The organism is Pedococcus sp. P2_E4 (genome assembly GCF_056403935.1).
The window spans coordinates 116,386-143,089 of record NZ_JBFUEO010000001.1 but is presented as its reverse complement, the minus strand read 5'-3'; the positions used below and the strand labels follow the sequence as shown (position 1 = coordinate 143,089).

At 71.4% G+C, this 26,704-nt stretch carries 25 protein-coding genes; 12 read left to right on the top strand and 13 right to left on the bottom strand.

All coding sequences use genetic code 11. The features are described 5' to 3' along the window. Positions 1–175: 175 nt before the first annotated feature. Entirely contained in the window at positions 176–2,722 is a 2,547-nt protein-coding gene (locus tag AC1DV7_RS00685) for a hypothetical protein (RefSeq protein ID WP_477593564.1), read from the bottom strand. Positions 2,723–3,118: 396 nt separating this feature from the next. Here AC1DV7_RS00685 and AC1DV7_RS00680 point away from each other — a divergent pair, with 396 nt between their 5' ends. Beyond that, the gene (locus tag AC1DV7_RS00680) at positions 3,119–6,448 is read left to right on the top strand and encodes a response regulator (RefSeq protein ID WP_477593562.1); all 3,330 of its coding nucleotides are present in this window, start codon (positions 3,119–3,121) and stop codon (positions 6,446–6,448) included. A 186-nt stretch (positions 6,449–6,634) separates the two neighbouring features. Here the strand turns inward: AC1DV7_RS00680 and AC1DV7_RS00675 are convergent, their stop codons facing one another. The 3 genes from AC1DV7_RS00675 to AC1DV7_RS00665 form a co-directional block, all read right to left on the bottom strand. After that, complete coding sequence (locus AC1DV7_RS00675) at positions 6,635–7,021, bottom strand: hypothetical protein (RefSeq protein ID WP_477593560.1); 387 nt, start codon at positions 7,019–7,021, stop codon at positions 6,635–6,637. A gap of 107 nt (positions 7,022–7,128) precedes the next feature. Then, on the bottom strand, positions 7,129–8,274 hold the full coding sequence (locus AC1DV7_RS00670; protein ID WP_477593558.1) for a CaiB/BaiF CoA transferase family protein: 1,146 nt from the start codon (positions 8,272–8,274) through the stop codon (positions 7,129–7,131). A gap of 87 nt (positions 8,275–8,361) precedes the next feature. Further along, entirely contained in the window at positions 8,362–8,550 is a 189-nt protein-coding gene (locus AC1DV7_RS00665) for a BldC family transcriptional regulator (protein WP_477593556.1), read from the bottom strand. A gap of 226 nt (positions 8,551–8,776) precedes the next feature. Here AC1DV7_RS00665 and AC1DV7_RS00660 point away from each other — a divergent pair, with 226 nt between their 5' ends. The 4 genes from AC1DV7_RS00660 to AC1DV7_RS00645 all read left to right on the top strand — a co-directional run bounded on the left by AC1DV7_RS00660 (position 8,777) and on the right by AC1DV7_RS00645 (position 12,533). Continuing rightward, a complete protein-coding gene (locus AC1DV7_RS00660; protein WP_477593554.1) occupies positions 8,777–9,904 on the top strand; it encodes a Glu/Leu/Phe/Val dehydrogenase dimerization domain-containing protein in 1,128 nt (375 codons plus the stop codon). A 208-nt stretch (positions 9,905–10,112) separates the two neighbouring features. Next, positions 10,113–10,310, top strand: a complete 198-nt coding sequence (locus tag AC1DV7_RS00655) for a DUF3073 domain-containing protein (protein WP_477593552.1) — start codon at positions 10,113–10,115, stop codon at positions 10,308–10,310. Between the two features lie 187 nt (positions 10,311–10,497). Beyond that, the gene (locus AC1DV7_RS00650) at positions 10,498–11,988 is read left to right on the top strand and encodes a purine-cytosine permease family protein (RefSeq protein ID WP_477593550.1); all 1,491 of its coding nucleotides are present in this window, start codon (positions 10,498–10,500) and stop codon (positions 11,986–11,988) included. Next, positions 11,985–12,533: a cysteine hydrolase family protein gene (locus AC1DV7_RS00645; protein WP_477593548.1), complete on the top strand. Its 549-nt coding sequence runs from the start codon at positions 11,985–11,987 to the stop codon at positions 12,531–12,533. The genes AC1DV7_RS00650 and AC1DV7_RS00645 overlap by 4 nt, the downstream gene beginning before the upstream one ends. Here AC1DV7_RS00645 and AC1DV7_RS00640 read toward each other — a convergent pair. The 5 genes from AC1DV7_RS00640 to AC1DV7_RS00620 all read right to left on the bottom strand — a co-directional run bounded on the left by AC1DV7_RS00640 (position 12,530) and on the right by AC1DV7_RS00620 (position 16,580). Beyond that, the gene (locus AC1DV7_RS00640; RefSeq protein ID WP_477593546.1) at positions 12,530–13,039 is read right to left on the bottom strand and encodes a hypothetical protein; all 510 of its coding nucleotides are present in this window, start codon (positions 13,037–13,039) and stop codon (positions 12,530–12,532) included. The two genes, AC1DV7_RS00645 and AC1DV7_RS00640, sit on opposite strands and share 4 nt — an antisense overlap. Before the next feature lie 79 nt (positions 13,040–13,118). Next, on the bottom strand, positions 13,119–13,607 hold the full coding sequence (locus AC1DV7_RS00635; RefSeq protein ID WP_477593544.1) for a hypothetical protein: 489 nt from the start codon (positions 13,605–13,607) through the stop codon (positions 13,119–13,121). 38 nt (positions 13,608–13,645) lie between these two features. Further along, complete coding sequence (gene purM / locus AC1DV7_RS00630; RefSeq protein WP_477593542.1) at positions 13,646–14,761, bottom strand: phosphoribosylformylglycinamidine cyclo-ligase; 1,116 nt, start codon at positions 14,759–14,761, stop codon at positions 13,646–13,648. A 24-nt stretch (positions 14,762–14,785) separates the two neighbouring features. After that, positions 14,786–16,333 (bottom strand): amidophosphoribosyltransferase, encoded by a 1,548-nt coding sequence (gene purF / locus AC1DV7_RS00625; protein WP_477593540.1) that lies wholly within the window; start codon positions 16,331–16,333, stop codon positions 14,786–14,788. 22 nt (positions 16,334–16,355) lie between these two features. Next, positions 16,356–16,580 carry a hypothetical protein gene (locus AC1DV7_RS00620; RefSeq protein WP_477593538.1) on the bottom strand — a complete coding sequence of 75 codons (225 nt, stop codon included), beginning with the start codon at positions 16,578–16,580 and terminating at the stop codon, positions 16,356–16,358. Positions 16,581–16,657: 77 nt separating this feature from the next. Here AC1DV7_RS00620 and AC1DV7_RS00615 point away from each other — a divergent pair, with 77 nt between their 5' ends. From AC1DV7_RS00615 to AC1DV7_RS00600, 4 genes are all read left to right on the top strand, one after another. Then, positions 16,658–18,256, top strand: a complete 1,599-nt coding sequence (locus AC1DV7_RS00615) for a molybdopterin-dependent oxidoreductase (RefSeq protein ID WP_477593536.1) — start codon at positions 16,658–16,660, stop codon at positions 18,254–18,256. A gap of 226 nt (positions 18,257–18,482) precedes the next feature. Continuing rightward, positions 18,483–19,118, top strand: a complete 636-nt coding sequence (locus tag AC1DV7_RS00610) for a fasciclin domain-containing protein (protein WP_477593534.1) — start codon at positions 18,483–18,485, stop codon at positions 19,116–19,118. 73 nt (positions 19,119–19,191) lie between these two features. Further along, positions 19,192–19,740 (top strand): ECF RNA polymerase sigma factor SigK, encoded by a 549-nt coding sequence (sigK, locus tag AC1DV7_RS00605; RefSeq protein ID WP_477593532.1) that lies wholly within the window; start codon positions 19,192–19,194, stop codon positions 19,738–19,740. After that, positions 19,737–20,576 carry an anti-sigma factor gene (locus tag AC1DV7_RS00600; RefSeq protein ID WP_477593530.1) on the top strand — a complete coding sequence of 280 codons (840 nt, stop codon included), beginning with the start codon at positions 19,737–19,739 and terminating at the stop codon, positions 20,574–20,576. Before sigK ends, AC1DV7_RS00600 begins: the two co-directional genes overlap by 4 nt. A gap of 23 nt (positions 20,577–20,599) precedes the next feature. Here AC1DV7_RS00600 and AC1DV7_RS00595 read toward each other — a convergent pair whose 3' ends face one another. Further along, positions 20,600–21,472, bottom strand: coding sequence for an LLM class flavin-dependent oxidoreductase (locus AC1DV7_RS00595; RefSeq protein ID WP_477593528.1), 873 nt, complete (start codon positions 21,470–21,472; stop codon positions 20,600–20,602). A 68-nt stretch (positions 21,473–21,540) separates the two neighbouring features. On the opposite strand from AC1DV7_RS00595, the gene AC1DV7_RS00590 reads away from it, so the two are divergent. The 3 genes from AC1DV7_RS00590 to AC1DV7_RS00580 are packed head-to-tail and all read left to right on the top strand — an operon-like array spanning position 21,541 to position 24,535. Beyond that, the gene (locus AC1DV7_RS00590; RefSeq protein WP_477593526.1) at positions 21,541–22,587 is read left to right on the top strand and encodes a zinc-dependent alcohol dehydrogenase family protein; all 1,047 of its coding nucleotides are present in this window, start codon (positions 21,541–21,543) and stop codon (positions 22,585–22,587) included. After that, a complete protein-coding gene (locus AC1DV7_RS00585) occupies positions 22,584–23,480 on the top strand; it encodes a spermidine synthase (RefSeq protein ID WP_477593524.1) in 897 nt (298 codons plus the stop codon). The genes AC1DV7_RS00590 and AC1DV7_RS00585 overlap by 4 nt, the downstream gene beginning before the upstream one ends. 26 nt (positions 23,481–23,506) lie before the next feature. After that, entirely contained in the window at positions 23,507–24,535 is a 1,029-nt protein-coding gene (locus AC1DV7_RS00580; protein ID WP_477593522.1) for a Gfo/Idh/MocA family protein, read from the top strand. Between the two features lie 24 nt (positions 24,536–24,559). On the opposite strand, the gene AC1DV7_RS00575 is transcribed toward AC1DV7_RS00580, so the two are convergent. The 3 genes from AC1DV7_RS00575 to AC1DV7_RS00565 all read right to left on the bottom strand — a co-directional run bounded on the left by AC1DV7_RS00575 (position 24,560) and on the right by AC1DV7_RS00565 (position 26,697). Continuing rightward, entirely contained in the window at positions 24,560–24,952 is a 393-nt protein-coding gene (locus AC1DV7_RS00575) for a VOC family protein (RefSeq protein ID WP_477593520.1), read from the bottom strand. 29 nt (positions 24,953–24,981) lie between these two features. Continuing rightward, positions 24,982–25,344 carry a sterol carrier family protein gene (locus tag AC1DV7_RS00570; protein ID WP_477593518.1) on the bottom strand — a complete coding sequence of 121 codons (363 nt, stop codon included), beginning with the start codon at positions 25,342–25,344 and terminating at the stop codon, positions 24,982–24,984. A gap of 180 nt (positions 25,345–25,524) precedes the next feature. After that, complete coding sequence (locus AC1DV7_RS00565; RefSeq protein ID WP_477593516.1) at positions 25,525–26,697, bottom strand: sensor histidine kinase; 1,173 nt, start codon at positions 26,695–26,697, stop codon at positions 25,525–25,527. Positions 26,698–26,704: the final 7 nt, after the last annotated feature.

The following is a 26,704-nucleotide window of genomic DNA, read 5'->3' as shown; positions in this document are numbered from 1 at the left end:
GTGCGTCGGGTAGGGGTCGGTAGGTCCGGCCGTGAAGGGGCCCCGGAACCGGAGTGGAGGAAGTCGTGAAACGCAGGAGAACTCGTCGGACCGACCTCCACCACCCTCAGGTCCACCGCTCCCCCACCGGGGGCTGGGGATGGCAGTGTGCCTGCGGGGGCGCCTCGTCGCGCAGCTATCCATGTGAGTCGTCCTGGCACGTGGTGCTGGTCGGCGCCTTGCACCACGCCAGCTCGGTCATCGCCTGACGCACCAGGCTGCACCCCAGCTCGCGGTACGCCTCGAAGGTGAACTCGTCGAAGAGCTCGTACTCCATCGTCGTGGAGGGGAAGCCGGGGTTGCGGGTGCGATAGCTCTGCAGGTCCCAGGACTGCCCCTTCGGCAGCAGGGCCTTGATGTAGACGATGTCGCAGGTCCACCCGTCGGGATAGGTCGCCGTGCAGACGGTCCACCCGCTGCGCGGGTACTGGCGCGCTCCTCGGCGCAGGCGGCGGGGGTCGAACGCGATCTCCACCTGCTGGTCCATCCGCGCGGTGGCGATGGCGTTTGCCATCGTGGGGAAGCCGTCCTCCGGGTCACCCGAGCCGTCGAGCATGATGATTCGACCTGGCTTCGTGCGCAAGGCCTCCACCAGCCCGAGGTTGTCGTAATGGCCGCCGTCCGTGACGTACAGGAACGGCATGATGATCCGGGGCAGCCCGACGGCCTCGTGGAACAGCAGCGACGGCGCGAAGTTGTCGAGGTAGTCGTTCAGCCGCAGGACCCATCGAGCCCATCGCACTCCCTCGGTGCTCCGTCGTCGCGCCGCGTCGTTGGCCACCCAGTAGGGGTTCCTCACCCAGAGACCGAGGCGGATGTTGGCCAGCGCCAGGAGCAGCCGGTATCGGCCCAGCACCTTGTCGTCGCGTCCCGCGATCGGGGCGACGGCCGCCCCGGAGATCGCGACCGCCATGGCCACGGTGATCTGCCGGGACGCGCGGGCCTTCCACCGGACGTCCAGGTCGTAGCTGTAGGTCCTGGCGTCGAGCAGCGCGGTCCCCCCGGGCAGCCGCGGGTCACTGATCCCGATCACGTCGGACAGGACGAAGGGCGTGCCGTGGCGGTCAGCCGGGAGCAGGTCGGGATCGCGCACGTTCGCCGTCCCCAGGAGCATCAGCTTCGGCCAGATTCCCGCCGATGCGTCCTCGTTCACCTCCGCGAGGGTGGGCGTCGTGTGCGGCACCGGCTTCCCACCGTCAGGTTGGTAGGAGAGGTATGCCGCGTCCAGCCGGTCGCGGTAGAACTGGAAGATCGACGTGTCGTTCACCTTGAAGAGCACGGCGACCAGGAGGGGTACGAACACGAAGACCCAACCGTGGGTTCCCAGGACCCAGACGTCACGAAGTGCCAGCCAGGTGAACAGGACCAGCGACGCGTAGAGCCCGCCGAGGAACACGATGATGGCCAGCACCGGCGCCACCTGACGCCTGAACCAGGTGAGGAAACTCCGCTGCCCCGCGCTGAGGACGTCCTGGCGCAGACCGCTCCGCGCGGCGTTCAGGAGGCCGAGGAACGCGGTCAACGTCGTCACCAGGCCCGCGAGGGTGACCCGGAGTGCGCCGACGTCGGGGCCGGTCCAGCTCTGCGTGAGGAGTTCGAGCCGATAGGCCAACCACAGCACTCCCGGGAAGATGGGGACGAACAGCAGGGCCATCTGGGACGCGCGGGCACCGAGGTTGCCGACGGCGAACTGCCACGCCTCCGAGCTCTCCCACGTGCTGCGGCGCTCGGAGAACGTCGCTGGGGCAGGTCCGTCCCGGTCGCCCTTCGCCGCCTCCGCGGACCAGGGCGCGGGGTTCCGACGTGCGAGCAGGAACCACACGATGGCCACACCGAGCAGGAAGAGCGCTGGGAGTACCAGCAGGGGAAGGGCCTGGTGGCCTTGGGGGTTCCACGTCCAGTCGCCCTCGGGGGGAACCAGGAGCAGCCCGCTGCTCACGGCATACGTGCTCATCAGCCACGCCAGCACGACGCTCAGGCACCCCAACAGGACCAGGTTGGACGTCATGCCCAGGAGCAGTGAGGCGACGAGCTCGAATCGCACCTCCGGAGACGAGGCCAGGTACTTCGTCGACCGCCGCAGCCGGTTCAGCTCGTCGGACCCGCTGGCGAACGGCCCGGCGTCGCCTTCGCCCTCCCCCGGGCTGGCGGTCCCCGGGCGCGCGACGTGGTCCCCTCTGGCCCGCCTCCGCCGCCATGCCATCGTGCTGAACGCGGCGGCCATGTACCCGCCCCCACTGACGCCCACGAGGTAGCTCGCACCCTGGAGGATCCGGTCGTGCGAGAGCTGCTGCAGGGCGCCCAGGCAGAACGAGGCGGACTTGATGCCGCCCCCGGAGCAGCAGACAACCGTGGCGGGTGGGTGCGGTCGGCGGTCGTCGCCGGGCGACGAGCCCTCGGTGGCGCCGACCGGCCCCGGCGGCACGGAGCTGGCGGGCTGGCCACCGCCCGCAGGGGCGGCACCCTGCTCGGTCGTCAACGGTCGCCTGCTCACGACGAGCGCCAGGAAACGGAGCACGGTCATGAGGAGCAGCACCACCAGCACCACCACCAGGAAGACCAAGGCAGGGTTCTCATGGGTCGCGCCCTGGTCGAGCAACGCGAGATAGAGCAGAAGGAGCAAGAGCACGGCACTCAGGGCGGAGAGGTGCGCGAAGGTGCACTTGCGCCCCTTGCGTTCCACGAACGCCGCGTCATGGACCGGACGGGGTTCCTCGCGTTCCTGCGTCGCACCACCCGCGGCGGAAGCAGTGACCGGGCCCGGCCCGGGCGTCGTCGACACCCGGCGGAGTGCTCTCGCCTCGTGCGGCATGGGAGTCACCATCCCTTCTCGCCGACCCTCGGGCGACGCCCGCGGCACGTGCGTGGCATCGTGAGCATGGCCAGCAGTCAGCGCGACGATGCGAAGGCAAACCCATGCTATGGGCGCTATGCGGGGCCGTACAGGGCCATTCGACCGACCTCGAGTGCGCTGGGATCACGACGTCGTCCACGCGCGTATGGGTCCGATAGGCGGATTCTGGGGTGAATGCCGCCGTTTGAGTGAGATTTCACCCGGCCGATGACGCAAAATCGACCTGTGCCCGGAACGCCACCCACCGACAGCCCCAGCGACACCCTCGCCGGGGCTGACGCCGAGAGCCTCAGCCGCTGGCTGGTCGAGGCGTCTCCGGACGGCCTGTGGGTCTTCGACTCCGACGGCCGGACGGTGCTGGCCAACTCGCGGATGGCGCGGATGCTCGGCCGCACGCCCGACGAGATGCCCGGGCTGTCGGTGTTCGAGACCCTCGACGAGGCCGGCCAGGAGCAGTTCGCGCTCCACCTCGAGGACCTCCAGGCCTCGCAGGAGTCGGGCAGCAACCTCGAGTGCAGCCTGCTGCGCAAGGACGGCGAGCGCTTCTGGGCCCTCGTGAGCCACACGCCCATCAGGAACGACGACGGAGCGCACGTCGGGTGGTTGCACCGTGTCACCGAGTACAGCCAGCAGCGCAGGCTCATCGACACGCTCCAGCGCCGCGAGGCCCAGCTGGCCGAGGCCCAGCACATCGCCAAGATCGGCAGCTGGGAGTGGGACGTCCAGAGTGACGTCGTCAGCTGGTCCGACGAGCTCTACCGCATCTACGGCGTCGAGCCGGACGCCGGCTTCGTGCCCAACTACCAGGGCTTCATCGACAGACTGCACCCCGACGACCAGGAGGCCGTCGCGGCCGCGGTCGCCGAGGCTGCCCAGGAGACAGGCGAGTTCGAGTTCGACGCGCGCATCCTCAGGCCCGACCAGTCGATCGCCTGGATCCGTGGCCGTGGCCGTGCGAGCTATGACGAGGCCACCGGCGTCCTGTTGCGGATGGGCGGCACGTCACAGGACATCACGGAGCGCAAGGATGCCGAGCAGGCCCTGGCCCTCTTGACCGCCATGGCCACGGCCGCCAACGAGGCGTCCACGATGGCCGACGTCATCGGCCCGATCCTGCGCGACATCGAGCAGCACACCGGCTGGCGACCCGTGGCGGCGTGGCTGGTGAGCCGCTCGGGCGAGCTGCGGGCCGTGCCCGACGAGACCCGGGAGGTCCCGGCCGCGGACCTGGCCGAGGCGACGCGCCTCGCCGAGGCTGCCGTCGCCGAGCTCACCCCGCAGGCCTCCGTCACGACCGAGGGCACGGGCCTGGTCGCCGCACCTGTCGTGGCCGACGGGAAAGCCGCTCTCGTCGTCGTCATGGACACGCGCGCCAGGACGGCCCCGACCGCGTCGGACGGGCAGACGGTGGCGCAGGCGACCGCGATCTTCGCGCACGTGGCCGAGCGTGAGCTGGCAGCAGAGCGGCTCGAGCAGGCGCGTGACACGGCCATGAGCGCCTCGATGGCCAAGTCCGAGTTCCTCGCGACGATGAGCCACGAGATCCGCACGCCTCTCAACGGCGTGATCGGCCTGACCGAGCTGCTCGGTCGCACCGAGCTCACCTCGCACCAACGTCGCCTCGCCGACGGCATCGACAGCGCGGGGCGCAGCCTGCTCGCCCTGGTCAACGACATCCTCGACCTGTCCAAGATCGAGGCTGGCCGCCTCGATCTCGAGTCCGTCGACTTCGACCCGCGAGCCGTGGTCGAGCAGAGCACCACCCTCATGGCAGAACGCGCTCGCGCCAAGGATCTCGAGCTGGCCGTGGCCTGCCAGCCGGAGATCCCCGCGATGGTGTCGGGCGACCCCGTCCGCTTCGGACAGGTGATCTCCAACCTCACCGCCAACGCCGTCAAGTTCACCTCCGCAGGCGATGTCGTGGTGCGGGCCACGATCGAGCCCGGCCCTGGCCCGGGCACCGTCCTGCGCGTCGAGGTGAGCGACACCGGCACCGGCATCAGCCCGGAGGTCCAGGAGCGCCTCTTCACCGCGTTCTCCCAGGGCGACAGCTCCACGACGCGGGAGTACGGCGGGACGGGACTCGGCCTGGCGATCAGCCGCCAGATCGTGACCGCGATGGGTGGCACCATCGGCGTCAACAGCGAGCCCGGGTCGGGCAGCACCTTCTGGTTCACCGCCCAGTTCGCGCCGGCGACGGGCTCCGACCAGCCCGCAGTCGCGACCGCACTTGACCCGGGTCTGCGCGTGCTCGTCGTCGACGACAACGAGACCAACCGGTTCATCCTCGAGGAGCAGCTGTCGGGCTGGTCCGTCGACGCGTCGATCGCCTCCTCCGGTGTCGAGGGCCTGAGCCTGCTCGACGAGGCGCACCGCCTCCGTGCGCCGTTCGACGTGATCCTGCTCGACTACCTGATGCCGGGCGTCAACGGCGAGCAGTTCGCCCGAATGGTGCGGGGGGACGGACGGTTCACCGACACAAGGATCATCCTTCTGACCTCGGCCGTCGAGCTCGACGCCTCGGAGCTGTCCGCCGCAGGCATCGACCTCACCCTGACCAAGCCCGTCCTCCCGTCCAGCCTCCTTGACGGCCTCCGACTGGTGACGACCGGCCGCCCGGCCGACCCGGCCCGCTCGAACGGATCGGCGCCGTCCACGAGTGGGGGCCACGCCCCAATAGCCACGGGGTCGCGCGGCAGGATCCTGGTGGTCGAGGACAACGAGATGAACCAGCTGGTCGCCGTCGGCATCCTCGAGGCGCTCGGCTACTCCGTCGACCTCGCCGCCGACGGGCTGGCGGGCTTCCACGCCGTCCAGGCACGACCGGACACCTATGACGCGATCCTCATGGACTGCCAGATGCCGCACATGGACGGTTTCGACTCCACCCGCGCCATCCGGGCCTATGAGGACGGCGGCGAGCGCACACCGGTCATCGCGATGACCGCGGCCGCCATCGCCGGGGAGCGCGAGCGCTGCCTCGAGGCCGGCATGGACGACTTCCTGACCAAGCCCGTCGACGTCGCGCTGCTGCGCGAGACCCTGGACCGCTGGGTCCCCGTGCAAGACATCTCCACGCAGGCGCTCTCCAAGGCCGGCGACGCCAGCCCCGCCGAAGCCAACCCAGCCGGCGCCAGCCCCGCCGGCGCCAGCCCGGCCGCGGACGACAGCCGCTCCCTCGCAGCCCTGGCGGACCCTGCCGTCCTCGAACCCACCCGCCTCGAGGAGCTGCTCGACCTCGACCCTGGCGACCCCACCATGCTGCTGCGGTTCATCGACCGGTTCGGTGCCAACGCCCGGCAGACGCTGGCCACCATGCAGGAGTCCCGGCTCGCCGGTCGCGCCGACGACCTCGGGCGAGCGGCGCACAGCCTCAAGGGCTCGTCCGCCAACCTCGGTGCCGCCCGGCTCGCCGAGCTGTGCCAGACCGTCGAGCACCTCGGCGAGGACGGCGTCGTCGTGGAGGCCGAGACCCTCGCGGGGGTCGAGCAGGCGCTCGACGCCGCCGTGGGCGCGCTCGAGGACTTCGCCGCCACCCTGCGTCGCCTGGGCTGACTGCGCGCGAGCCGCGGCCCCCGGCCCCCGCCTCTCCTGCTCCCCGCGGACGTGATGCCGCTAGGGGAAAGACGAGGAGGGGCCGACGCAGGGTGTCGGCCCCTCCATGTCTCCCGCTGGGGGGTGCGGGAACCCGCTTCGGGGGAAAGCGGGGGGTGTCGTGGGCGACCCGTGGGGCACCAGGTCCTAGTAGCGGTGGGCGTCCGAGTCGACGAACGAGGCGGGGTTGGTGATGTAGCCACCGGTCGACGCCCCGAGCGACAGCCGTCGGCGCACCTCCCGCATGAGCTCCTCGTTGGTGAGGTGGCTCATCGCCGAGACCGGGTCGGACGTGGCGGCGACGTGCAGGCCGACTCCCTCGGCCGAGACGAGCGCGACCTCGCGCACGGAAACGTTGAAGGTCCGGGCGAGGCCCAGCACCACCGAGGGGGAGGGCCACTCAGGCAACGTCGGGGATTCCAGGATGGCCTCGAGCTCCCAGCGGTCCAGGCCGGATCGCTCCACGAGCGCGTCGCGGGTCCATCCCAGGAGCCGCATCTGCTCCTGAACGAAACTTCCAAGGCTGTTGGTCACCAACGACTCCCCGAATGGTCGTGAACTGCTCTGTCAGGCTCCATTGGAGACCCGGGACGATCCGCTGTGGGCAGAACTTTGCCAAGCCTTGAAGGTCTCTCGTCCGTTCAGGTGACGGCCCCATCGCCAAACGGATCGTCACCTAACAGCCCCAACTCCCGCAAAACCCCCTCGGTATGCCGGCCGGGCCCGGAGGCTGGTTCGCCCGCCCGGGAGGGGGTTCCGGAGAACCGCGGGGCGGCTGCGGGCTGGACAGGACCGGGCGGACGGGACTCGGCGTAGGTGCCTCGTGCGACCAGGTGCGGGTCGTGGACCGCCTCTGCCGCCGACAGGACAGGGGCGACGCAGGCGTCCCGGCCGGCGAACACCGCCGCCCACTCGTCGCGGGTGCGGGTGGCGAACCTGTCGGCAAGGACGCCGGACATGTGGGGCCAGCGGGCGGAGTCCAGCTGGGCACCACCCGCGTCCTCGGGGGACAGCCCCAGGCCGTCGAGCAGCTGCTCGTAGAACGCCGGCTCGATGGCACCCACTGCGACCCACCGGCCGTCCGAGGTGCCGTAGCAGCGGTAGAAGGGGGCCCCGCCGTCGAAGATGTTCGTCCCGCTCGCCCCCGCCCACATCCCCGAGGCCAGCATCGACTGGTGCATCGCGGTCATGGTGGCGACCCCGTCGACGATCGCGGCGTCGACCACCTGGCCGCGCCCGGAGAGCCGGGCGCTGAGCACCGCCGACACGATCCCGAAGGCGAGCAGCAGCCCGCCGGCGCCGAAGTCCCCGAGCAGGTTGAGCGGCGGGACGGGGCGCCCATCGGGCGCCCGGAACGCCTCCAGGGCACCACTGACCGCGAGGTAGGTGATGTCGTGACCGGCCCGGTCGGCATACGGGCCGTCCTGGCCCCACCCGGTCATCCGGCCATAGACCAGCCGCGGATTGCGTTGCAGCACAACGTCAGGACCGAAACCCAGACGCTCCGCCACACCAGGGCGGAAGCCCTCGATCAGCACGTCCGAGCGCTCCGCGAGCGAGAGCACCGCAGCACGCCCGAGGTCGGACTTGAGGTCGAGCACGACCGATCGGCGGCCCCGGAACAGCACCGCGTGAGTCGCACGCAGGTCGTCGCCGGGCCGGTCGACGCGCACCACGTCGGCACCCAGGTCGGCCAACATCATGGCCGCAAAGGGACCGGGTCCGATCCCGCCCACCTCCACGACCTTCAGACCCGCCAGGGGTCCTGGCGGGCGCGCTGAGGTCATGCGGTCGAACGTACCGTCAGATCACTGCCCTGGTCGGGAACTCCGAGCCCCTGCTCCGGCTCCGACCAGTCAGTGCCTCACAGGTGCCTAGAGAACGTCGGTCAGGAGCGCGCGGACCTCGGCCTCGCGGTAGCGACGGTGACCGCCGAGCGTGCGGATGGAGTTGAGCTTGCCTGCCTTGGCCCAGCGCGTCACGGTCTTGGGATCAACCCGGAACAACGACGCCACCTCCGCGGGCGTGAGCAACTTCTCGACCTCGGTGGTGCGAGTAACCATTGTCTTTCTCCTCATGCAGGGGACGTCCTTACATAATCGGACAAGCAGGACCCTTTGGGAACAATCCGAACGTGCCATCCCTCATGGCCCGGAATGACTAGTCAGTCCCTGGGCGGCTGCCGCCGCGGGCTCGGAATACGCTGGGCTCACCGGCGCGCGACCCGTGCCGGACCGCCCGAGCAGCCGATCCGCGCCACCCGCGCACCGAGCCCTAGGAGTCACCACCGTGACCGTGTCCTCGACGCCCCCCAACCCCTTGACCACGGCACCGCCCTCCGCGCCGTCCACGGACACCTCGGCGCACGAGCAGGTCGTCTTCTGCCACGACAAGGTCACCGGGCTGCGCGCGATCATCGGCATCTACAGCACGGCGCTGGGCCCGGCCCTGGGTGGCACGCGGTTCTACCCGTACGAGAGCGAGGACGCCGCCCTCGCAGACGTGCTGCGCCTGTCGCGCGGCATGGCGTACAAGAACGCCGTTGCCGGGCTCGACCTGGGTGGCGGCAAGGCGGTCATCATCGGGGACCCGGCGACGGACAAGACCCCCGAGCTGCTGCGGGCCTACGGCCGCTTCGTCGAGAGCCTGGGCGGGCGCTACGTCACCGCGTGCGACGTGGGCACGTATGTCGCCGACATGGACATCGTGAGCGAGACCACCCGTTTCGCCACGGGCCGGTCCGAGGCCAACGGCGGCGCAGGCGACTCCTCGGTGCTCACCGCCTTCGGCGTGTTCCAGGGCCAGCGCGCGTGCGCCCAGCACCTGTGGGGCTCCCCCACCCTCAAGGGCCGCACGGTCGGCATCGCGGGCGTGGGCAAGGTCGGACGAATCCTCGCCGGGCACCTGATCGAGGACGGCGCCCACGTCGTCGTGACCGACGTCAACGACGAGGCAGTCGCGGCGGTCCGGGCGCAGTACCCGCAGGTCGACGTCGTGCCCGACGCCGCGACCCTGGTGACCTCCGACCTCGACGTGTACGCGCCGTGCGCCCTCGGTGGCGCCCTCGACGACACGACCGTCGAGGCGCTGCGCGCCACCGTGGTCTGTGGGGGCGCCAACAACCAGCTCGTCACGGAGGGTGTCGGCGGGACCGCGGACCGCCTGCGCGAGCGCGGCATCACGTACGCGCCCGACTTCCTGGTCAACGCCGGCGGCGTGATCCAGGTGAGCGACGAGCTGCACGGCTTCGACTTCGAGCGGGCCAAGAAGGGCGCGACCGCCATCTTCGACCACACCCTCGAGGTGCTCGAGACGGCCGACGCGCACGGCACGTCCCCGGCCGTGGYGGCGGACCACATCGCCGAGGAGCGGATGGCCGCACGAGCCGCCGCCGGCATCTGGCTCCCCGGCCGCTGACCGGGGCCGCTGACCGGGGCCGCTGACCGGGGCCGACGCAGGAATCGACGGTGAGACGAGGGTCTCGCGCACAGAACTTGCTCGGCTCATGTAGCGTTGTACCCACGACACATACACATTTCCCGGGACCGCTCCGTGGAGCCGAGGCACCGACGAGGTGACTCGACCAGGCGATGCCGTCCCGGCAGACGCATGAGGGGGTCACGCCATGGGGCGCGGCCGGGCCAAGGCCAAGCAGACCAAGGTCGCTCGGGAGCTGAAGTACTTCTCCCCGAACACCGACTTGAGCGCGCTTGAGCGAGAACTGCACGGGTCTTCCTACGCGGAGCCGGAACGAGTTTCCGACGACTCCGGGAGCGAGGACGAGTACGACGAGTACGGGAAGTGGGCTTCGGGTCAGCAATGACCTGAGGCACTGATTCCACACCCTCATGCACGGGCGATGCCCGTGTCGTTCACCCACCGCGAAGGCGGCACCCGGTCATGCCGGGGCGCCCCTGCGCGACCTGCCGGTGCGCCCGTGCGCGGCCCTGAGCTGCGCCGTGGCGCCGTGGCACCGACCGCACGTACCCACGCCGGTCTACGCTCGCGCCATGAGCACTGACACGCGGGCCGAGACGCAGCGCCTCGGCGTGGAGACGACCGGCATCGAGATCATCGACGAGGCCGCCCGGACGGCCAGGCCGAAGGACCTGTTCTGGCCGTGGTTCGCGGCCAATGTCTCGGTGTTCGGCATCAGCTATGCCGGCTTCGTGCTGGGGTTCGGCATCTCCTTCTGGCAGGCCGTGCTCGTCACGGTCGTCGGGGTCGTGATCTCGTTCCTGCTCTGCGGCGTCATCGCCATCGCCGGCAAGCGTGGTTCCGCTCCGACGATGGTGCTCTCGCGTGCGGCCTTCGGGGTGACCGGCCAGAAGGTCCCCGGCGTCATCTCGTGGCTGGTCTCGATCGGCTGGGAGACCTTCCTGGCGATCCTCGCGACCCTGGCGACGGCGACGATCTTCACCCAGCTGGGCTGGGGCGGCGGCACGGGCACCAAGATCGTCGCGTGCGTCGTCGTGGCGGCCCTCATCGTCGCGGCATCGGTCGCCGGCTACCACATCATCATGCGGATGCAGTCGTGGCTGACCTGGATCACCGGCATCGCGACCGTCGTCTACGTCGCCCTCACCGTCAAGGACGTCAGCTGGGACGCCGTCAGCGCCCTGCCGAGCGGCTCGGGTCAGCAGGTGGTCGGTGCGCTGGTGCTCGTCATGACCGGCTTCGGGCTGGGCTGGATCAACATCGCGGCCGACTGGTCGCGATACCAGCGTCGCGACGCCTCGGGTGGGTCGATCGTCTTCTGGAACACCTTCGGCGGCGCCCTCGCACCGTCCCTGCTCGTGATCTACGGGCTGCTGCTCGCAGGATCCGACGAGAAGCTCCGCGACGGCATCCAGGCCGACCCGATCGGCACCCTCGCCAGCATCCTGCCCACGTGGTTCCTGCTGCCGTTCCTGGTGGCGGCCATCCTCGCGCTCGTCAGCGGCGCGGTCCTCGGCATCTACTCCTCGGGCCTGACCCTGCTCTCGCTGGGACTGCGGATCCCCCGGCCGCGGGCCGCCTTCATCGACGGGGTCATCCTCACGGTCGGCACGATCTGGGTCGTGTTCTTCGCGGAGAGTTTCATCAACCCGTTCCAGTCGTTCCTCATCACCCTCGGCGTCCCGCTGGCGGCGTGGGCCGGCATCATGATCGCCGACCTCGTGCTGCGGCGCCGGGACTACGACGACGAGGCGCTGTTCGACCCGCGCGGCATCTACGGCGCGTGGGACTGGGTCTCGATCGTCACGATGGCCGTCACGACCGTTCTCGGCTGGGGCCTGGTGGTCAACAGCTTCGCGGCCGACGCGTCCTGGAACAACTGGCAGGGCTACCTGCTCGAGCCGCTCGGCCTCGGCACCTACGTCGACGACCCCGCCGGTCCCTACTGGGACGGCAACTGGGCCTACGCCAACCTCGGCGTGCTGCTCGCGCTCGTCCTGTCGTTCCTCGTCACCCTCGTGGCCCGGCGCGGCACGGTGCGCCGCCAGGAGCAGGGCACGTGACGCGTCGCCCGTGGTTGGTGGCGATCGACTTCCAGCGCGTCTTCGGCGACCCGGCGAGCGCCTGGGTGGCGCCGAGGTATGCCGCGGCCGCGGCCAACGCGGTCCGGCTCGCCGCCGCGTTCGGTGACCGCTCGGTCTTCACTCGTTTCGTCGCTCCGCAGGAGCCGGCGGGCGCGTGGGTTCCGTACTACGAGCAGTTCCCGTGGGCGCTGGAGCCAGCAGACAGCCGGCTGTATGAGCTCACGGACGACGTCACGGCCTACCCCCGACGCACGGTGTCGGCGACGACGTTCGGCAAGTGGGTCCCCGAGCTGAGAGCCGTCGTCGGCGAGCAGCCGGCGCTCGTCGTCGCGGGCGTGGCCACCGACTGCTGCGTCATCTCGACGGTGCTGCCCGCCGCCGACGCGGGGGCATCGGTCACCGTGGTGACGGACGCCTGCGCCGGGTCGACCGACGACAACCACCAGAAGGCGCTGGACGTGATGGCGCTCTATGCGCCCCTCGTCACGATGTCGACGACCGACGAGGTCATCGGCTGGGTCTAGGAACCGCTGCCCCCGGTGGCGACGGTGGGCTGGACGAGCTGCGGCCTCGAGGACCGGGCCGCTCCCGCGGCGGGCGGGGCCGGAGCGTCGGGCGGGCTCGAGGTTTGCGACACGGAGTCGGACCCGTCCCACACGGCATACCCGCTGAGGAGGTCACCGGCCTCGGCGCCGCGGCCCACGATGGTGGCGAGGCGCACGAGCGACATGTCGGGCAACGCACTGGTCAGGATCCCCGGCGTCTTGCACTCGCCCGTGGTGATGAGGCGGGCGATGCGGGGCACGTCGTCCACGGTGAGGTCGCGCCCCGAGAGGAGCCTCTCCTGGGCGGTTCGCAGGATCGTGGCGCGCGTGAGCGGGTCGAGGCGGGAGAGCGCGTCCGCGTGGAGGCGTTCCAGCACGGCAGGATCGGTGGCGTGCAGCAGGAAGCGGTATCGACGCACCTCCGGCCGTTCGGCCGGAGGTGCGGCCACCACCTCGCGGCGGCGTCGGAGCTGGGGGAGGCTCACGCCATCGACGTTACGCGGGTGACCCCGCGTGGCGCCTCCGACGGAATGCGTCCATGTGCTCCACCAGCGGTATGACCCGTCAGTACCCACCTGCGGCGAAGTCGGGTGAGTTGAGTCCCCTGCCGACGACCCCGGGGGTCGTCCGGGACACCAGCGCGTCGTGCCAGCGCTCCCCGAAGCCGCCGTCGACCCAGCCGTCATCGTCGGTGACGGGCTCGGCACCGTCCCACGCGGCATACCCGCCGAAGAGGCCGAACGAGGCCTCGGCGACGACGGCCAGCTCCGCAAGGGCGCGCAGAACGCGCTCGTCGCAGGCGGCCAGGAACGCCCCGGGGCGGCGGCGCTCGCCCAGGGTGATGAGGTGCGCCAGCGAGTTGACCTGCTGCGGCGTGAGGCGCATGCCGGCGACGAGGCCGGACTGCACGGCCCTCAGCAGGGCGGCGCGGGCGTTCTCGTCGAGGGACTCGAGGGCCTCGACGTGGGCGTGCTCCATCGCGTCGCCCGGGGCGGTGCGCAGCAGGTAGCGGTACTGCCGGACGACGACGTCCTCGTCGTCGAGGGACCACATGCCTCGACGGTAGACCAGGGTCCGCCCACGGGCCAGAGTCAGGCGACCGGGTGCTCGCCCACGACCTGGACGGCGCCACCCTCGACGCCCTTGGCGCCCCGGACGACCTCGTGGCCGTCGTCGATGCGCGCGTCCTCGGCCCCGGTCACGTCGCCGATGACCCAGGCGGGTATGCCGCGTGCCTGCAGCACGCGGGTGGCCGCGTCGACGTGGTCGGCAGGGAGCATCGCGACGAACCCCACCCCCATGTTGAGGGTGCGCTCGAGGTCGGCCCTCGGCACCTGGCCCAGCGAGCCGATGGTGGAGAACACCGCCGGCGGCGTCCAGCTGGCCCGGTCGAGCCTGGCATGTAGGCCGGGGGGCAGGACGCGCGCGAGGTTGGCCGCGAGGCCGCCACCCGTGACGTGTGAGAGCGCGTGGACGTCGACCCCGTCGGTGCGGACGAGGTCGAGCAGGTCGGCGGAGTAGACCCGGGTCGGGGTGAGCAGCTCCTCGCCGAGGGTCCGGCCGAACTCCTCGACGTGGCGGTCGAGCTGCCAACCGGCCGACGCGACCACCCGGCGCACCAGCGAGTAGCCGTTGGAGTGCAGGCCGCTCGACCCCAAGGCCAGGACCACGTCGCCGGGCGCGACGCGGTCGGGACCGAGCACGTCGGCATACTCCACGACGCCGGTCGCGGCGCCGGCCACGTCGTACTCGTCGGGCTCGAGCAGGCCCGGGTGCTCGGCGGTCTCGCCGCCGACGAGGGCCACCCGCGCCTGCTCGCAGGCGGCCGCGATCCCGGACACGATGGCGGCGATGCGCTCGGGCACGACCTTGCCGGTGGCGATGTAGTCGGTCATGAACAGCGGCTCGGCCCCGCAGACCACGATGTCGTCGACGACCATGCCGACCAGGTCGAAGCCGATGGTGTCGTGCCGGTCGAGGGCCTGCGCGATCGCGACCTTGGTGCCGACGCCGTCGGTGCTCGTCGCGAGGACCGGGTGGGTCATGCGGGCGATGGCGCTGGCGTCGAACATCCCCGCGAAGCCACCGAGACCGCCGAGCACCTCGGGACGGGTGGCGCGGCGGACGGACGCCTTCATCAGCTCGACGGCCTTGTCACCGGCCTCGACGTCGACACCGGCGGAGGCATAGGTGATCGGCTCAGGCACGAGAGGGAGTCTAGTTGGGCCGGCTCAGGGTCGGGCGAGGGCGTCCTCGGCCCCGCCGGAGACCCCGAGGCTGACACCCTCGACGTCGACGTCGATCGGCAGCGTCTCGAAGAGGTTCTTGCCGAGCCGGCTCTCGTCGGGCAGCTCGACCGGGTAGGACCCGGTGAAGCAGGCCGTGCACAGCTGCGACGTCGGCTGCTCGGTCGCGGCGATCATCCCCTCCTCGGAGATGTAGCCCAGCGAGTCGGCGCCGATCGAGGTGCAGACCTCCTCGACGCCGATGCCGGTGGCGATCAGCTCGGCGCGGGTCGCGAAGTCGATGCCGTAGAAACAGGGCCAGCGCACCGGCGGCGAGGAGATCCGGACGTGGACCTCGGCCGCACCCGCCTCGCGCAGCATCCGCACCAGCGCCCGCTGGGTGTTGCCGCGGACGATCGAGTCGTCGACGACGACCAGCCGCTTGCCCTTGATGACCTCGCGCAACGGGTTGAGCTTGAGCCGGATGCCGAGCTGCCGGATCGTCTGGGAGGGCGCGATGAAGGTGCGCCCCACGTAGGAGTTCTTGACCAGGCCCTGGCCGTACGGGATGCCGGACTCCTGGGCGAAGCCGATGGCTGCAGGGGTGCCGGACTCGGGCGTCGGCATCACCATGTCGGCCTCGACGGGGTGCTCGCGGGCGAGGGTGCGGCCCATCTCGACCCGCGACTCGTGGACCCCGCGACCGTTGATGGTGGTGTCGGGGCGGGCGAGGTAGACGTACTCGAAGACGCAGCCCTTGCGGTCGACGGGGGCGAAGCGCTGCGAGCGCAGCCCGTCCTGGTCGATGGCGATGAGCTCGCCGGGCTCGACCTCGCGGATCAGGGACGCACCCACGATGTCGAGCGCTGCGGTCTCGGAGGCCACGACCCAGCCCCGCTCGAGGCGACCCAGGACGAGGGGACGGATCCCCTGCGGGTCGCGCGCGGCATACAGGGTGTGCTCGTCCATGAACACGAAGCAGAAGGCGCCGCGCAACGTCGGCAGCAGGTCCATCGCCGCGGCCTCGAGCGACCGGTCTGGGTCGTCGGCCAGCAGCGCCGTCACGAGGGCCGTGTCGGTCGTGTTGCCGCGCCCGAGCTCACCGCCACTGCCACCGCCGTAGCCCTCGTCGCGACGGGTCGCCACGCGCTCGCGCAGCTCGGCGGAGTTGATGAGGTTGCCGTTGTGGGCCAGCGCGACCGTCGACTCGGCATGGCCGCCGAGGGTGGGCTGGGCGTTCTCCCAGGTCGAGCCACCGGTGGTCGAGTAGCGGCAGTGACCGACCGCGAGGTGGCCGCGCAGCGAGGCGAGCGAGCGCTCGTCGAAGACCTGGGACACCAGGCCCATGTCCTTGTAGACGAGGATGCTGCGGCCGTCGGAGGTCGCGATGCCGGCCGACTCCTGGCCGCGGTGCTGCAGCGCGTAGAGGCCGTAGTAGGTCAGCTTGGCGACGTCCTCGCCGGGAGCCCAGACGCCGAAGACCCCACAGGCGTCCTGCGGGCCCTTCTCGCCGGGGAGCAGATCGTGCGAGAGCTGTCCGTCGCCGCGTGCCACGTGGCTCAGTCTCGCACAGGGATCAGTCGCGCCGGTCCAGCAGGACCGCGACGACGGCCGCGACGAGGGCGAAGACGAACGCCCCGGCAACGCCCAGGAAGAGCACGGCGCTCGTCAGGCTGTAGTCGTGGCCGTAGGTCGCCGTGTCGTCACCGAAGTACGCGAACGCCGAGCCGACGATGAACCCGAGGATGGCGCCGGTGCCGATGAAGGCGGGAAAATTGGCGTAACGACGAGTGCTGGACACGCCTGCCACGGTACCCGCCGGCCCCGACGGACGCCGGGGCGGCCCATCCGAACGGACGTGGGGAACGAATGCCAGTCATGGACAGGACTGCGTGGACCAAGTGGTGGCCGTATGCCGTGTGCGGCGTGCTCGCCGCCGCGGCCGGCATGGCATTGGGGCACTTCGTGGCCGCCTTCGTGAACCCGGCCGCCTCCCCGGTCCTCGCGGTGGGGTCCACGGTCATCGACGCCACCCCAACGCCCGTCAAGGAGTGGGCGGTGAAGAACTTCGGCACCGCCGACAAGCCGATCCTGCTGGCCAGTGTGTCCATCGTGACAGTCCTCGCGGCCGCAGCGATCGGCGTGGCCTGGCGCAGGCGCCCCACCCTCGCCACGGTCCTCATCGTCGTGCTGGCCGGCCTGGCCGGGGCTGCTGCCATGCTGCGGCCGACCGCCCTTCCGCAGGACGTCCTCCCGGGGCTGGTCACCGCCGCCGTCGGGGCCATGGTGCTCACGACGCTGGGCCGGCTGGCGGCCACGGGCGAGGTCCGGCCCGCCCCCGCCGCGAAGGGTGGCGGCGCGCAGGCAGCGCCGGAGTCGCCGCTGGACCACTCGGCATACGCCTCGGGTGTCGCGGGCAGGCCCGGTCGGCGCAACTTCCTGCTCGGCGCCGCCGGCGTCACGGCCGGCGCAGCGACCCTCGGCGCCCTCGGGCAGAAGCTGTCCGCTCCCGCGACCGCACCCTCGTCGATCGTCCTGCCCGCCCCCCAGGAGGCCAGCGCAGCGCTGCCCGCCGGGATCGAGGGGAAGATCAAGGGCGTCAGCACGTTCCGCACGCCGGTCGACACGTTCTACCGGATCGACACCGCCCTCGTGATTCCCCGCGTCGACGTCGACTCCTGGCGACTCGAGGTCGGCGGCGACGTCGAGGCCCCGTTCAGCCTGACCTTCGACGAGCTGCTCAAGCTGCCCATGATCGAGCGCGACATCACCCTCAACTGCGTGAGCAACGAGGTCGGCGGCCCGTACATCGGCTCGACCCGGTGGCTCGGGGTGCGCGTCAAGGACCTGCTGGAGCGCGCCAAGGTGAAGCCCGGCGTCGAGCAGATCCTCAGCGAGTCCACGGACGGCATGACCATCTCGACGCCGATCGAGGCGCTGACCGACGACCGGGACGCGATGATCGCCGTCGCGATGGACGGCAAGCCGCTGACCGCCAAGCACGGCTTCCCGGCACGCCTCGTGACGCCCGGACTGTACGGCTACGTCGGGGCCACCAAGTGGGTCACCAAGCTGACCGCGACGACGTATGGCGCGGAGAAGGCCTACTGGACCAAGCGCGGCTGGGCCGAGAAGGCCGACGTGAAGACCCAGGCCCGCATCGACACCCCGGCCGGCCTGGCGACCTATCCCGCCGGACGGGTCGCCATCGGCGGGGTGGCCTGGGCGCAGCAGCGCGGCATCACCGGGGTCGAGGTCCGCATCGACGACGGCCCGTGGGAGAAGGCGACCCTCGGCCCGGACGCCAACATCGACTACTGGCGTCAGTGGTACTGGATGTGGGACGCCAAGCCGGGTCGCCATGACCTCACGGTCCGCGCGACCGACGGGACCAAGCGCGTGCAGACGCAGGATCGCGCCGACCCGTTCCCCGACGGGGCCTCCGGCTACCACTCCATCGTCGTCATCATCGACTGAACGGCCACACCAGGCCCGACCCACCGTCTCGAATCCCGCGGGGATGCCGGGCGCGCGACCTACCGCGCGTGCGGCATCCCCGTTCCGCACGTCGTGACCCGCTGACTCGAGGACTCGAGAACCCGATGTGCTCGAGGACCCGAAAAATGTTGAGGCAGAGCCCAATCCACCTCTGGGGCAGGTCCGAATACCGGGTGTCAGACAGTCCCGACCAAGGAGCCACCTCATGCGACTCGCACGCCGCAGCACCATTGCTGCCCTCAGTCTTGCCCTCCCGCTCGGTCTCGCCGCCTGTGGCGACTCGGGCTCCACGGACGCCGGAGCCTCGTCGTCCTCGACGTCCTCCATGTCCTCGAGCTCCAGCTCCACGACCACCACCGACGACATGGCTGCCGAGCCGTTCGGCGCCGGCTGCCAGGCCGTCCCGAAGGACGGCAAGGGCTCGTTCACCGGCATGGCCACCGACCCGGTCGCCACCGCCGCCAGCAACAACCCGCTTCTCTCGACCCTCGTGACCGCGGTCGGCGAGGCCGGACTCGGCGAGACGCTGAACTCGGCCAAGGACATCACCGTGTTCGCGCCGACCAACGACGCCTTCGCGGCCGTCCCGAAGGCCACGATGGACGCCGCGATGAAGGACCCGAAGGGTCTGCTCACCAAGGTGCTCACCAACCACGTCGTGCCCGGCAAGCTCACCCCCGAGACGCTCGCGGGCGAGCACAAGACCCTGGGTGGCGGCACCATCACCGTCACGGGCTCGGGTGAGGCCTTCAAGGTCGGCGAGGCCAACGTGATCTGCGGCAACGTGCAGACCGCCAACGCCACGGTGTACATCATCGACGGCGTCCTCCTCCCCGGCTGAGACTGAGTACGCGATGATGGTTCCCATGACGGCTCCCACCCCAGGTTCCCAACCGGCCTGGGGGGGTGCCGTCGTGGGACCGGACCTCGCCGCCCTGCTCCGCGCGTGCGCCCTCGGAGACGAGGACGCGTTCGCCCGCCTCTACGACGCAGTCTCCGCTCGGGTCTACGGGTTGGTCCTGCGAGTGGTGCGCGACCCGGCGCAGTCCGAGGAGGTCGCCCAGGAAGCCTTGCTCGACATCTGGCGCACCAGCGCCCGGTTCGACCCCCAGCGAGGGAGCGCGGTGAGCTGGATGCTCACCATCGCCCACCGCAAGGCGGTCGACCGGGTGCGGTCCGCGCAGGCGTCGACCGACCGCGAGGACTCCTACGGCTCGCGCAACCAGGAGCGTGCCTACGACGCCACGGCCGACGAGGTCGACCGGCGTCTGGACGCCCAGCGCGTCCACCGCGCGCTGGACTCCCTCACCGACGCCCAGCGACGCGCGGTCGAGCTCGCCTACCTCGGGGGTTACACCCACACCGAGGTGGCCTCCCTCCTGGACGTGCCCCTGGGCACGGCCAAGACCCGAATACGCGACGGCCTGATCCGTCTGAGAGACACCATGGGGGTGCAGTCATGAGTGCCGACATCCACAGCCTGGTCGGCGCCTACGCGGTCGATGCCGTCGACGACCACGAGCGCGCTGCCTTCGAGCAGCACCTCGCGGAGTGCCCCGAGTGCCGCGCGGAGGTGAGCGAGCTGCGCGAGACCGCGGCGCGGCTCTCCCTCACGACACAGGTGGCCCCGCCGGCATCGCTGCGCGACTCGGTGCTGGCCGGCATCCGCACGGTCCGGCCGCTGCCTCCCCTCGACGTCCCCCGCGCCGACATCCCCGAACCCTCGACCGGCGGTGCACCGTCCGATCCGGGTGGGCACGACGCCTCGCCCGCGTGGACGCCCTCCGACGACTCCGACCTGCCCGAGTCCGGCGCCCAGCCGGGCACGGTGGTCCCCCTGCGTCCCCGTCGACGGGTGACCACCTGGCTGGCGACGGCCGCGGCAGCCGCGGCGGTCCTGGTCGGTGGGCTCGCCTGGAGCCCGTGGGACGACGGCGGGTCGACGGGGCAGCTGACCGCGACGGAGCAGGTGCTCCGCGCCACCGACGCCCAGCGCTACGAGAAGACGATCGACGGCGCCCGCGCCACGATCGTGCGCAGCGAGTCCCTGGGCAAGGCGGTCATCATCGCCGACAACATGCCCGCCGCCCCACTCGGCAAGGACTACCAGCTCTGGCTCGACATCCCGGGCAGGGGCATGGTCTCGGCCGGGCTGATGCCGCACGACGCCAAGCCGACCCTCACGATGGAGCTCGACGGCGATGCCGCCGTGGCAACGGGTGCCGGCATCACGATGGAACCCACGGGTGGGTCGCCGGCTCCGACGAGCGAGCCCATCGCCCTGTTCGCCTTCTCCTGACCCGACGCACGTGGGGGAGTTGGTCAGGTCGCGGAGCGCAGCACCTCGAGCCGGGACCCGACCTCGAACAGCACGTCCTCGGATCCGGCATAGGGGTCACCGTCGCGGGGCCAGTGGGTCACGACGTCCGTGAAGCCCAGTGCGGCCGCCCGCCCCACCATGTCCTCGAAGACGGCGACGCTCTCGAGCGAGTACTGCGGCGAGCCGTCGAGCGAGAGGTAGCGGTCGAGCGGGACCTCACGGTCGGCCGCCTCCTCGGCGGTGTCGAGCCGCTCTCCGAGCTCGCGCAGGCCGGCCCACCAGTCGTCCAGGGTGTCACCGCCCTTGCCATAGGTGACCCAGCCCTGTCCGTGTCCCGCGGCCAGACGCAGGGCGCGTGGTCCGTTGGCGGCGATGACGAACGGTGGCCTGGGAGTCTGGACCGCCCCGGGCAGCGTGCGCGCGTCGAGGGTCCGGTAGTGGTCGCCGTCGTGGTCGACGTGGTCCTCCCGGAAGAGCCGGTCGAGGACCGCCACGAACTCGTGGAAGCGGTCGACCCGCTCCTTGAGCGGCCAGTCCTCACCCGTGATCCGGGCGTCGAGGTCCCCCCCGGTGCCGAGCCCGACCAGCAGCCTGCCGTCCGAGATGTCGTCGACCGCGAGCAGGTCCCGCAGGAACAGGTACGGGTGCCGGTAGTTCGGCGAGCTGACGAAGGTGCCGAGCCGGATCCGCCGGGTCACCATCGCCGCGGCCGTCAGCGTCGGCAGSGCRCCGAACCACGKYGAGTCCYGCAGYCCMGCCCASACCAGGTGGTCGTAGGTCCACGCGTGGTCGAAGCCCATTTCCTCGGCTGTCTGCCACCGCGGCGCCATGTCGGCCCAGCGGGCCTCAGGCAGGATCGTGATCCCGAATCGCATGCGCCGAGCGTATGCCGCGTGGCCCCCGGCGGCGCCCCCGGCCGGGACCGCCGTGGCAGGGTGGAGGCATGAGAGCCACGATCCTGCACGCCCCTCGGGACATCCGCGTCGAGGACGTGCCCGACCCCACGCTCGCCGCCCCGACTGAAGCGATCGTGCGGGTGACGGCCGCCTGCGTATGCGGAAGCGACCTGTGGCCCTACCGCGGCATCAACGAGGTGCACGGCCCGACGCGGATCGGCCACGAGTTCGTGGGGATCGTCGAGGAGGTCGGGGCCGAGGTCCGCGGCCTGCGGCCCGGCGACTTCGTCATCGCGCCGTTCATGTACTCCGACAACACCTGCCCGCACTGCCGCGTGGGGATCCAGTCGCGGTGCGTCCACGGCGGCTTCTGGGGTGGAGAGGACCCGAACGGCGTGATGGTCGACGGCGGGCAGGGCGAGTACGTCCGCGTCCCCCTCGCCGACGGCACCCTGGTGTCGACGCGCGAGGTGCCCGACGACTCGATGGTGCCCGGGCTGCTCACGCTCAGCGACGTGATGGGCACCGGCTGGCACGCTGCCGTCGCCGCGCGCGTGGACGAGGGAGACACGGTCGTGGTCGTCGGCGACGGCGCCGTGGGCCTGTGTGCGGTCCTGGCCGCCCAGCGGATGGGGGCCGAGCGCATCGTCGCGATGTCGCGTCACGAGTCGCGCCAACGGGTTGCGCGGGCCTTCGGGGCCACCGACGTCGTCGAGGCACGCGGCGACGATGCCGTGGCTGCCGTCCACGAGCTGACCGAGGGCGTGGGCGCCGATGCGGTGCTCGAGTGCGTCGGCACCAACGAGTCCATGCAGACGGCGATCGCCGCCGCCCGCCCGGGCGCCACCGTGGGCTACGTCGGGGTGCCGCACGGCATCGAGTACCCGGTTCGGGACTTGTTCGTGCGCAACGTCGGGATCGCCGGGGGCATCGCGCCGGCCCGCCAGTACCTGCCCCAGTTGCGGGACGACGTGCTCTCGGGCGCGATCGACCCGGGCGCCGTCTTCGACCTCGAGGTCCCCCTCGCCGACGTGGCGGAAGGGTATGCCGCGATGGACGAACGGCGTGCCATCAAGTCCCTCATCCGGCCTTGAGCCCGAACCGGGGTCGGCGACCCGCCCGGACCGGTAGCAAGGCGGGTGCCGGCGCCGGCAGGGGCGTCACGGGGTCTGACGCCGTCGCCCGGGAGCACTTCGAGGTCGAGTCCGACGAGCGCGGAGGCACGACCGTCCTGATCGACGGCTACCCGCAGTCCTACGTCAGCCTCGACGACCCCGCCCTCCTCGTCTTCGGCTACGTCCAGCTGCTCGGGGCCGTCCTGGACGCGCTGCCGCCCGGCCCGCTGGCCGTGACGCACGTCGGCGGAGCGGCGATGACCGTGCCGAGGTACGTCGCGCACACTCGTCCCGGCTCACCGCAGATCGTCATCGAGCCCGACGCTGCCCTCACCGAGCGTGTCCGACGCGACCTTCCGCTGCCGCGCGGTCACCGGATCCGGGTCCGGCCCCAGGCGGGGCGCGAGGGCGTCGCGGCCCTGGCGGAGGCCAGCGCCGACGCGATCGTCGTGGACGCCTACGCCGACAACCAGGTGCCGGCCGACCTGCTGAGCGCCGAGTGGTTCGCCGACGCGGCCCGGGTGCTCAGGCCGGGCGGGGTGCTGCTGATGAACACCGCCGACGAGCCGGACCTGCGGCACGCCGCGAGGGTCCACGCAGGTCTGGCCATCGCCCTGCCGCACACGCTCGCGGTCGCCCAGGTCGGCATCTGGAAGAAGCGGCGGTTCGGCAACCTCGTCCTTGCCGCCTCCCGCCACCCTCTCCCCCTCGGCCCTGTGGTCCGCAACGTCGCCAAGGCGACCTTCCCCAGTCGCGTCCAGCACGGCGTCGAGCTCGCCCGGCTGCTCGGCTCGGCCCAGCCGTTCACCGATGCCGACGCGGTGCCGACCCCGGCCCCACCGACGTCATCGGGCGAGTGGCGGGTGCGCTGAGTCCCACCAGCCGTGAGGATGGGCCCGTGACCACGCTCCCCACGCCCCGCACCCCCGACCCGATGGACGCTCCCCCGCTGCGGTGGGGCGTGCTCGCCCCCGGCGGGATCGCTCGAGCCTTCGCCGCCGCCCTGCGGGCCGGGACCACGCAGCAGCTCCAGGCCGTCGCGTCCCGAAACCTCGACCGGGCGCAGGCCTTCGCGGACGACTTCGGTGTCGTCACGGCATACGGCTCCTATGCCGAGCTCGTCGAGGACCCGGATGTCGACGCGGTCTATGTCGCGTCGCCGCACTCCGAGCACCAAGCGCAGGCGCTGCTCGCCCTCGGTGCCGGCAAGCCGGTCCTCGTCGAGAAGGCCTTCACGCGCAATGCCCACGAGGCTCGCTCTGTCGTCGAATCTGCCCGCGCTGCAAAGGTTTTCGCGATGGAGGCGATGTGGACGCGCTTCCTTCCGCACATGGACGTCGTCCGGCGCTGCCTCGAGGAGGGCGTCCTGGGCGAGGTGCACACGGTGATGGCTGACCACGGCCAGCACCTGTACCCCGACGGGCCGCGTCGGCTGTCCGACCCGGCCCTCGCGGGGGGCGCCCTGCTCGACCTCGGGATCTATCCCGTGTCGTTCGCGCGCTTCGTGCTCGGGCCCATCGACAGCGTGGTCTCCTCCGGGACGCTGGCCGAGACGGGCGTCGACGCCCAGGAGGCGATCACCGTCAGCGCCGCCACCGGAGCCGTGGGGGTCCTCGGCACGACCATGCTCACCAAGACACCGACGACGGCCTCGGTCAACGGCACGCGCGCGCGGCTCGAGATCGACGGCGACTTCTACCAGCACGGCGCCACCGTCCGTCTCGTCGCTCCCGACGGCCGCGAGCTCGACCGCTACACCGCACCGGCCCTGGCCCACGGCCTGCACTTCGAGGCCGTCGAGGTGGCGCGACGGATCCACGCGGGCGAGCTGGAGTCGCCGTGGATGCCGCTCGACGAGACGGTCGAGATCATGGGACTGCTCGACTCGGTGCGCACCCAGCTCGGGGTGAGCTTCCCCGGCGAGTGAGCCGTCCTGCGTGGGCGCCCGCTCTCAGAACGTGTCGCCCCTGCGCCACGCCATCTCCTGCAGCTCGAACGAGTTGCCGTCGGGGTCGGAGAACTCCGCGCCCTTGACGCCACCCCCGAAGTCATGGACCTCGCTGACCTCGACCCCACGGCGGACCAGCTCGGCCCGCGCCTCGTCGATGTCCTCGACGACCAGGTGCAGCCCCCGGATGCTGCCCGGCTCGCCCTGGTAGACCTCGAGCCCCGTCCCGAAGCCGATCGAGCAGCCCGAGCCCTCGGCCGTCAGCTGGACGACCCGGACACCCTCTGCGGGTTGCACGTCGACGTCCTTGGTGAAGCCGAGCGTGTCGGCGTAGAACGCGATGGACCGGTCGACGTCCGCGACCGGCAGGGGAACCAGCTCGAGCTTCATCTGCATGGGACCAGACTCCTTGGGTGGTGTGACGGTCAGACCAGAGGCAGGTATGCCGTGAGGTCGGCTCGCCGGCCGCTCACCTGGAGTGTGCCCGACTCCCAGGCGTCGTCCCAGCCGAGYCGCCCCGTCGCGATGGCCAGCCAGGTGTGGGCGTCGGTCTCGACGACGGCCGGAGGGGTGCCCCGGGTGTGCGTGGTGCCCTCGACGCACTGCACCGCACCGAAGGGCGGGACCCGCACCTCGACGCTGCGTCCGGGCGCGACTGCGGCCAGCTCCTCGAGCGTGTAGCGCACGGCGGTCGCCAGGTCGGGTCGGTCCGTGGCCGTGCCCGCCTCCTGCCAGACCGCCACCGCGGCCGTGCCCTCGGACACGGGAACTCGGCGGCGCGACGGCATACCGGCATCGTCGCACGGGCCCTCGACTCGGGCGAACGGCCCCCCGAGATGGGTACTTCTACCCATGTACGGGCCCGCGAGACCGGCCTACTCTCTTGGAGGGGACACCAAGGGGACGAACGGTCCGGCCGCGCAGGGGGAAGCGCGACCGGGCCGCTCGCTTGTGGCGCGGGTCGTGGGTCAGGCGTGGTCGGGCAGGATCGCCCAGACGCTCGCGCCCCCGAGGGGCGAGGTGTCGATGCCCATCCGCCCACCGTGGGCGGCGACGACCCGCTGGCAGGTGCTCAGGCCGATGCCCAGGCCGTCGACGCCCTCCTGACCACCGCGCTCCATCAGCCCGAAGACGCGGTCCCGCTGCGCGAGTGGCACGCCGGGGCCGTCGTCGTCGACCGCGAGCCGCCAGCCACCGGAGACGTGCTCGACCGTGACCGCGACCCGAGGCCGTCGCCCGCCGACCGAGCTGAACTTCACGGCGTTGGCGACGAGGTTCTGGACGAGCGCGCGCAGCATCGTCGGGTCGGCCGTGACCACCGGCAGGTCTGCCACCTCGACCGCCGCACCCGCTGCCTGCACCTGCGGGCCGAGGTCCTCGAGGACGACCGCGACGAGCACGCCGAGGTCGACCCGGGTCGTGCGGACCCGGCCACCGACCCGCGCGTACTCGAGCAGGTCGGAGATGAGGGCCTGCATGCGCCGAGCCGACAGCTCGGCCCGGCCGAGGGCGTGGGCGACGTCCGGGGCCGCGTCGAGCGACTCGCTGCCCGCGGCCACCTCGAGGAACCCCGACAGTGCCGCCAGCGGGTTGGTGAGGTCGTGGCTGACCTGCCCGGCGAAGTGGGCGAGCTGCTCGTTGGACCGCTCCAGCTCACGGGCGGTGCGACGCAGCTCGAGGACGTCGACGACCTGGCGGGCGAGGACGTCCAGCCCGTGCGCTGCCTCACTGCCCAGTTCTCCCGTGGTGTCGTCGAAGACGCAGAGTGTGCCGATGACCACGCCGTCCGGGGTGACGAGTGGGCTGGACGCGTAGAAGCGCACCTTGGCGATCTCGCCGGTGACGAACGGGTTGTCCGCGAATCGCGCGTCCTCCCGGGCGTCGAACACCTCGACTCGGCGCGCCTCGTCGAGGACGACGGCACACATCGAGTCCTCGCGCTCACACACCGCGGGCGCGAAGCCGACCGCGGCGATCTGGTGCTGCCGCTGGTCGTCGATGATGTTGACGACGGCCGTCGGCACCCCGCACACGATGGCGGCGAGCTCGACGAGGCCCTGGAGGTCCGGCTCGGCCGGTTCGCCCAGCACGTGGTACTGCTCGATGGCCTGGCGTCGCGCCAGGTCGTCGACTGATCTCACTGTGTTC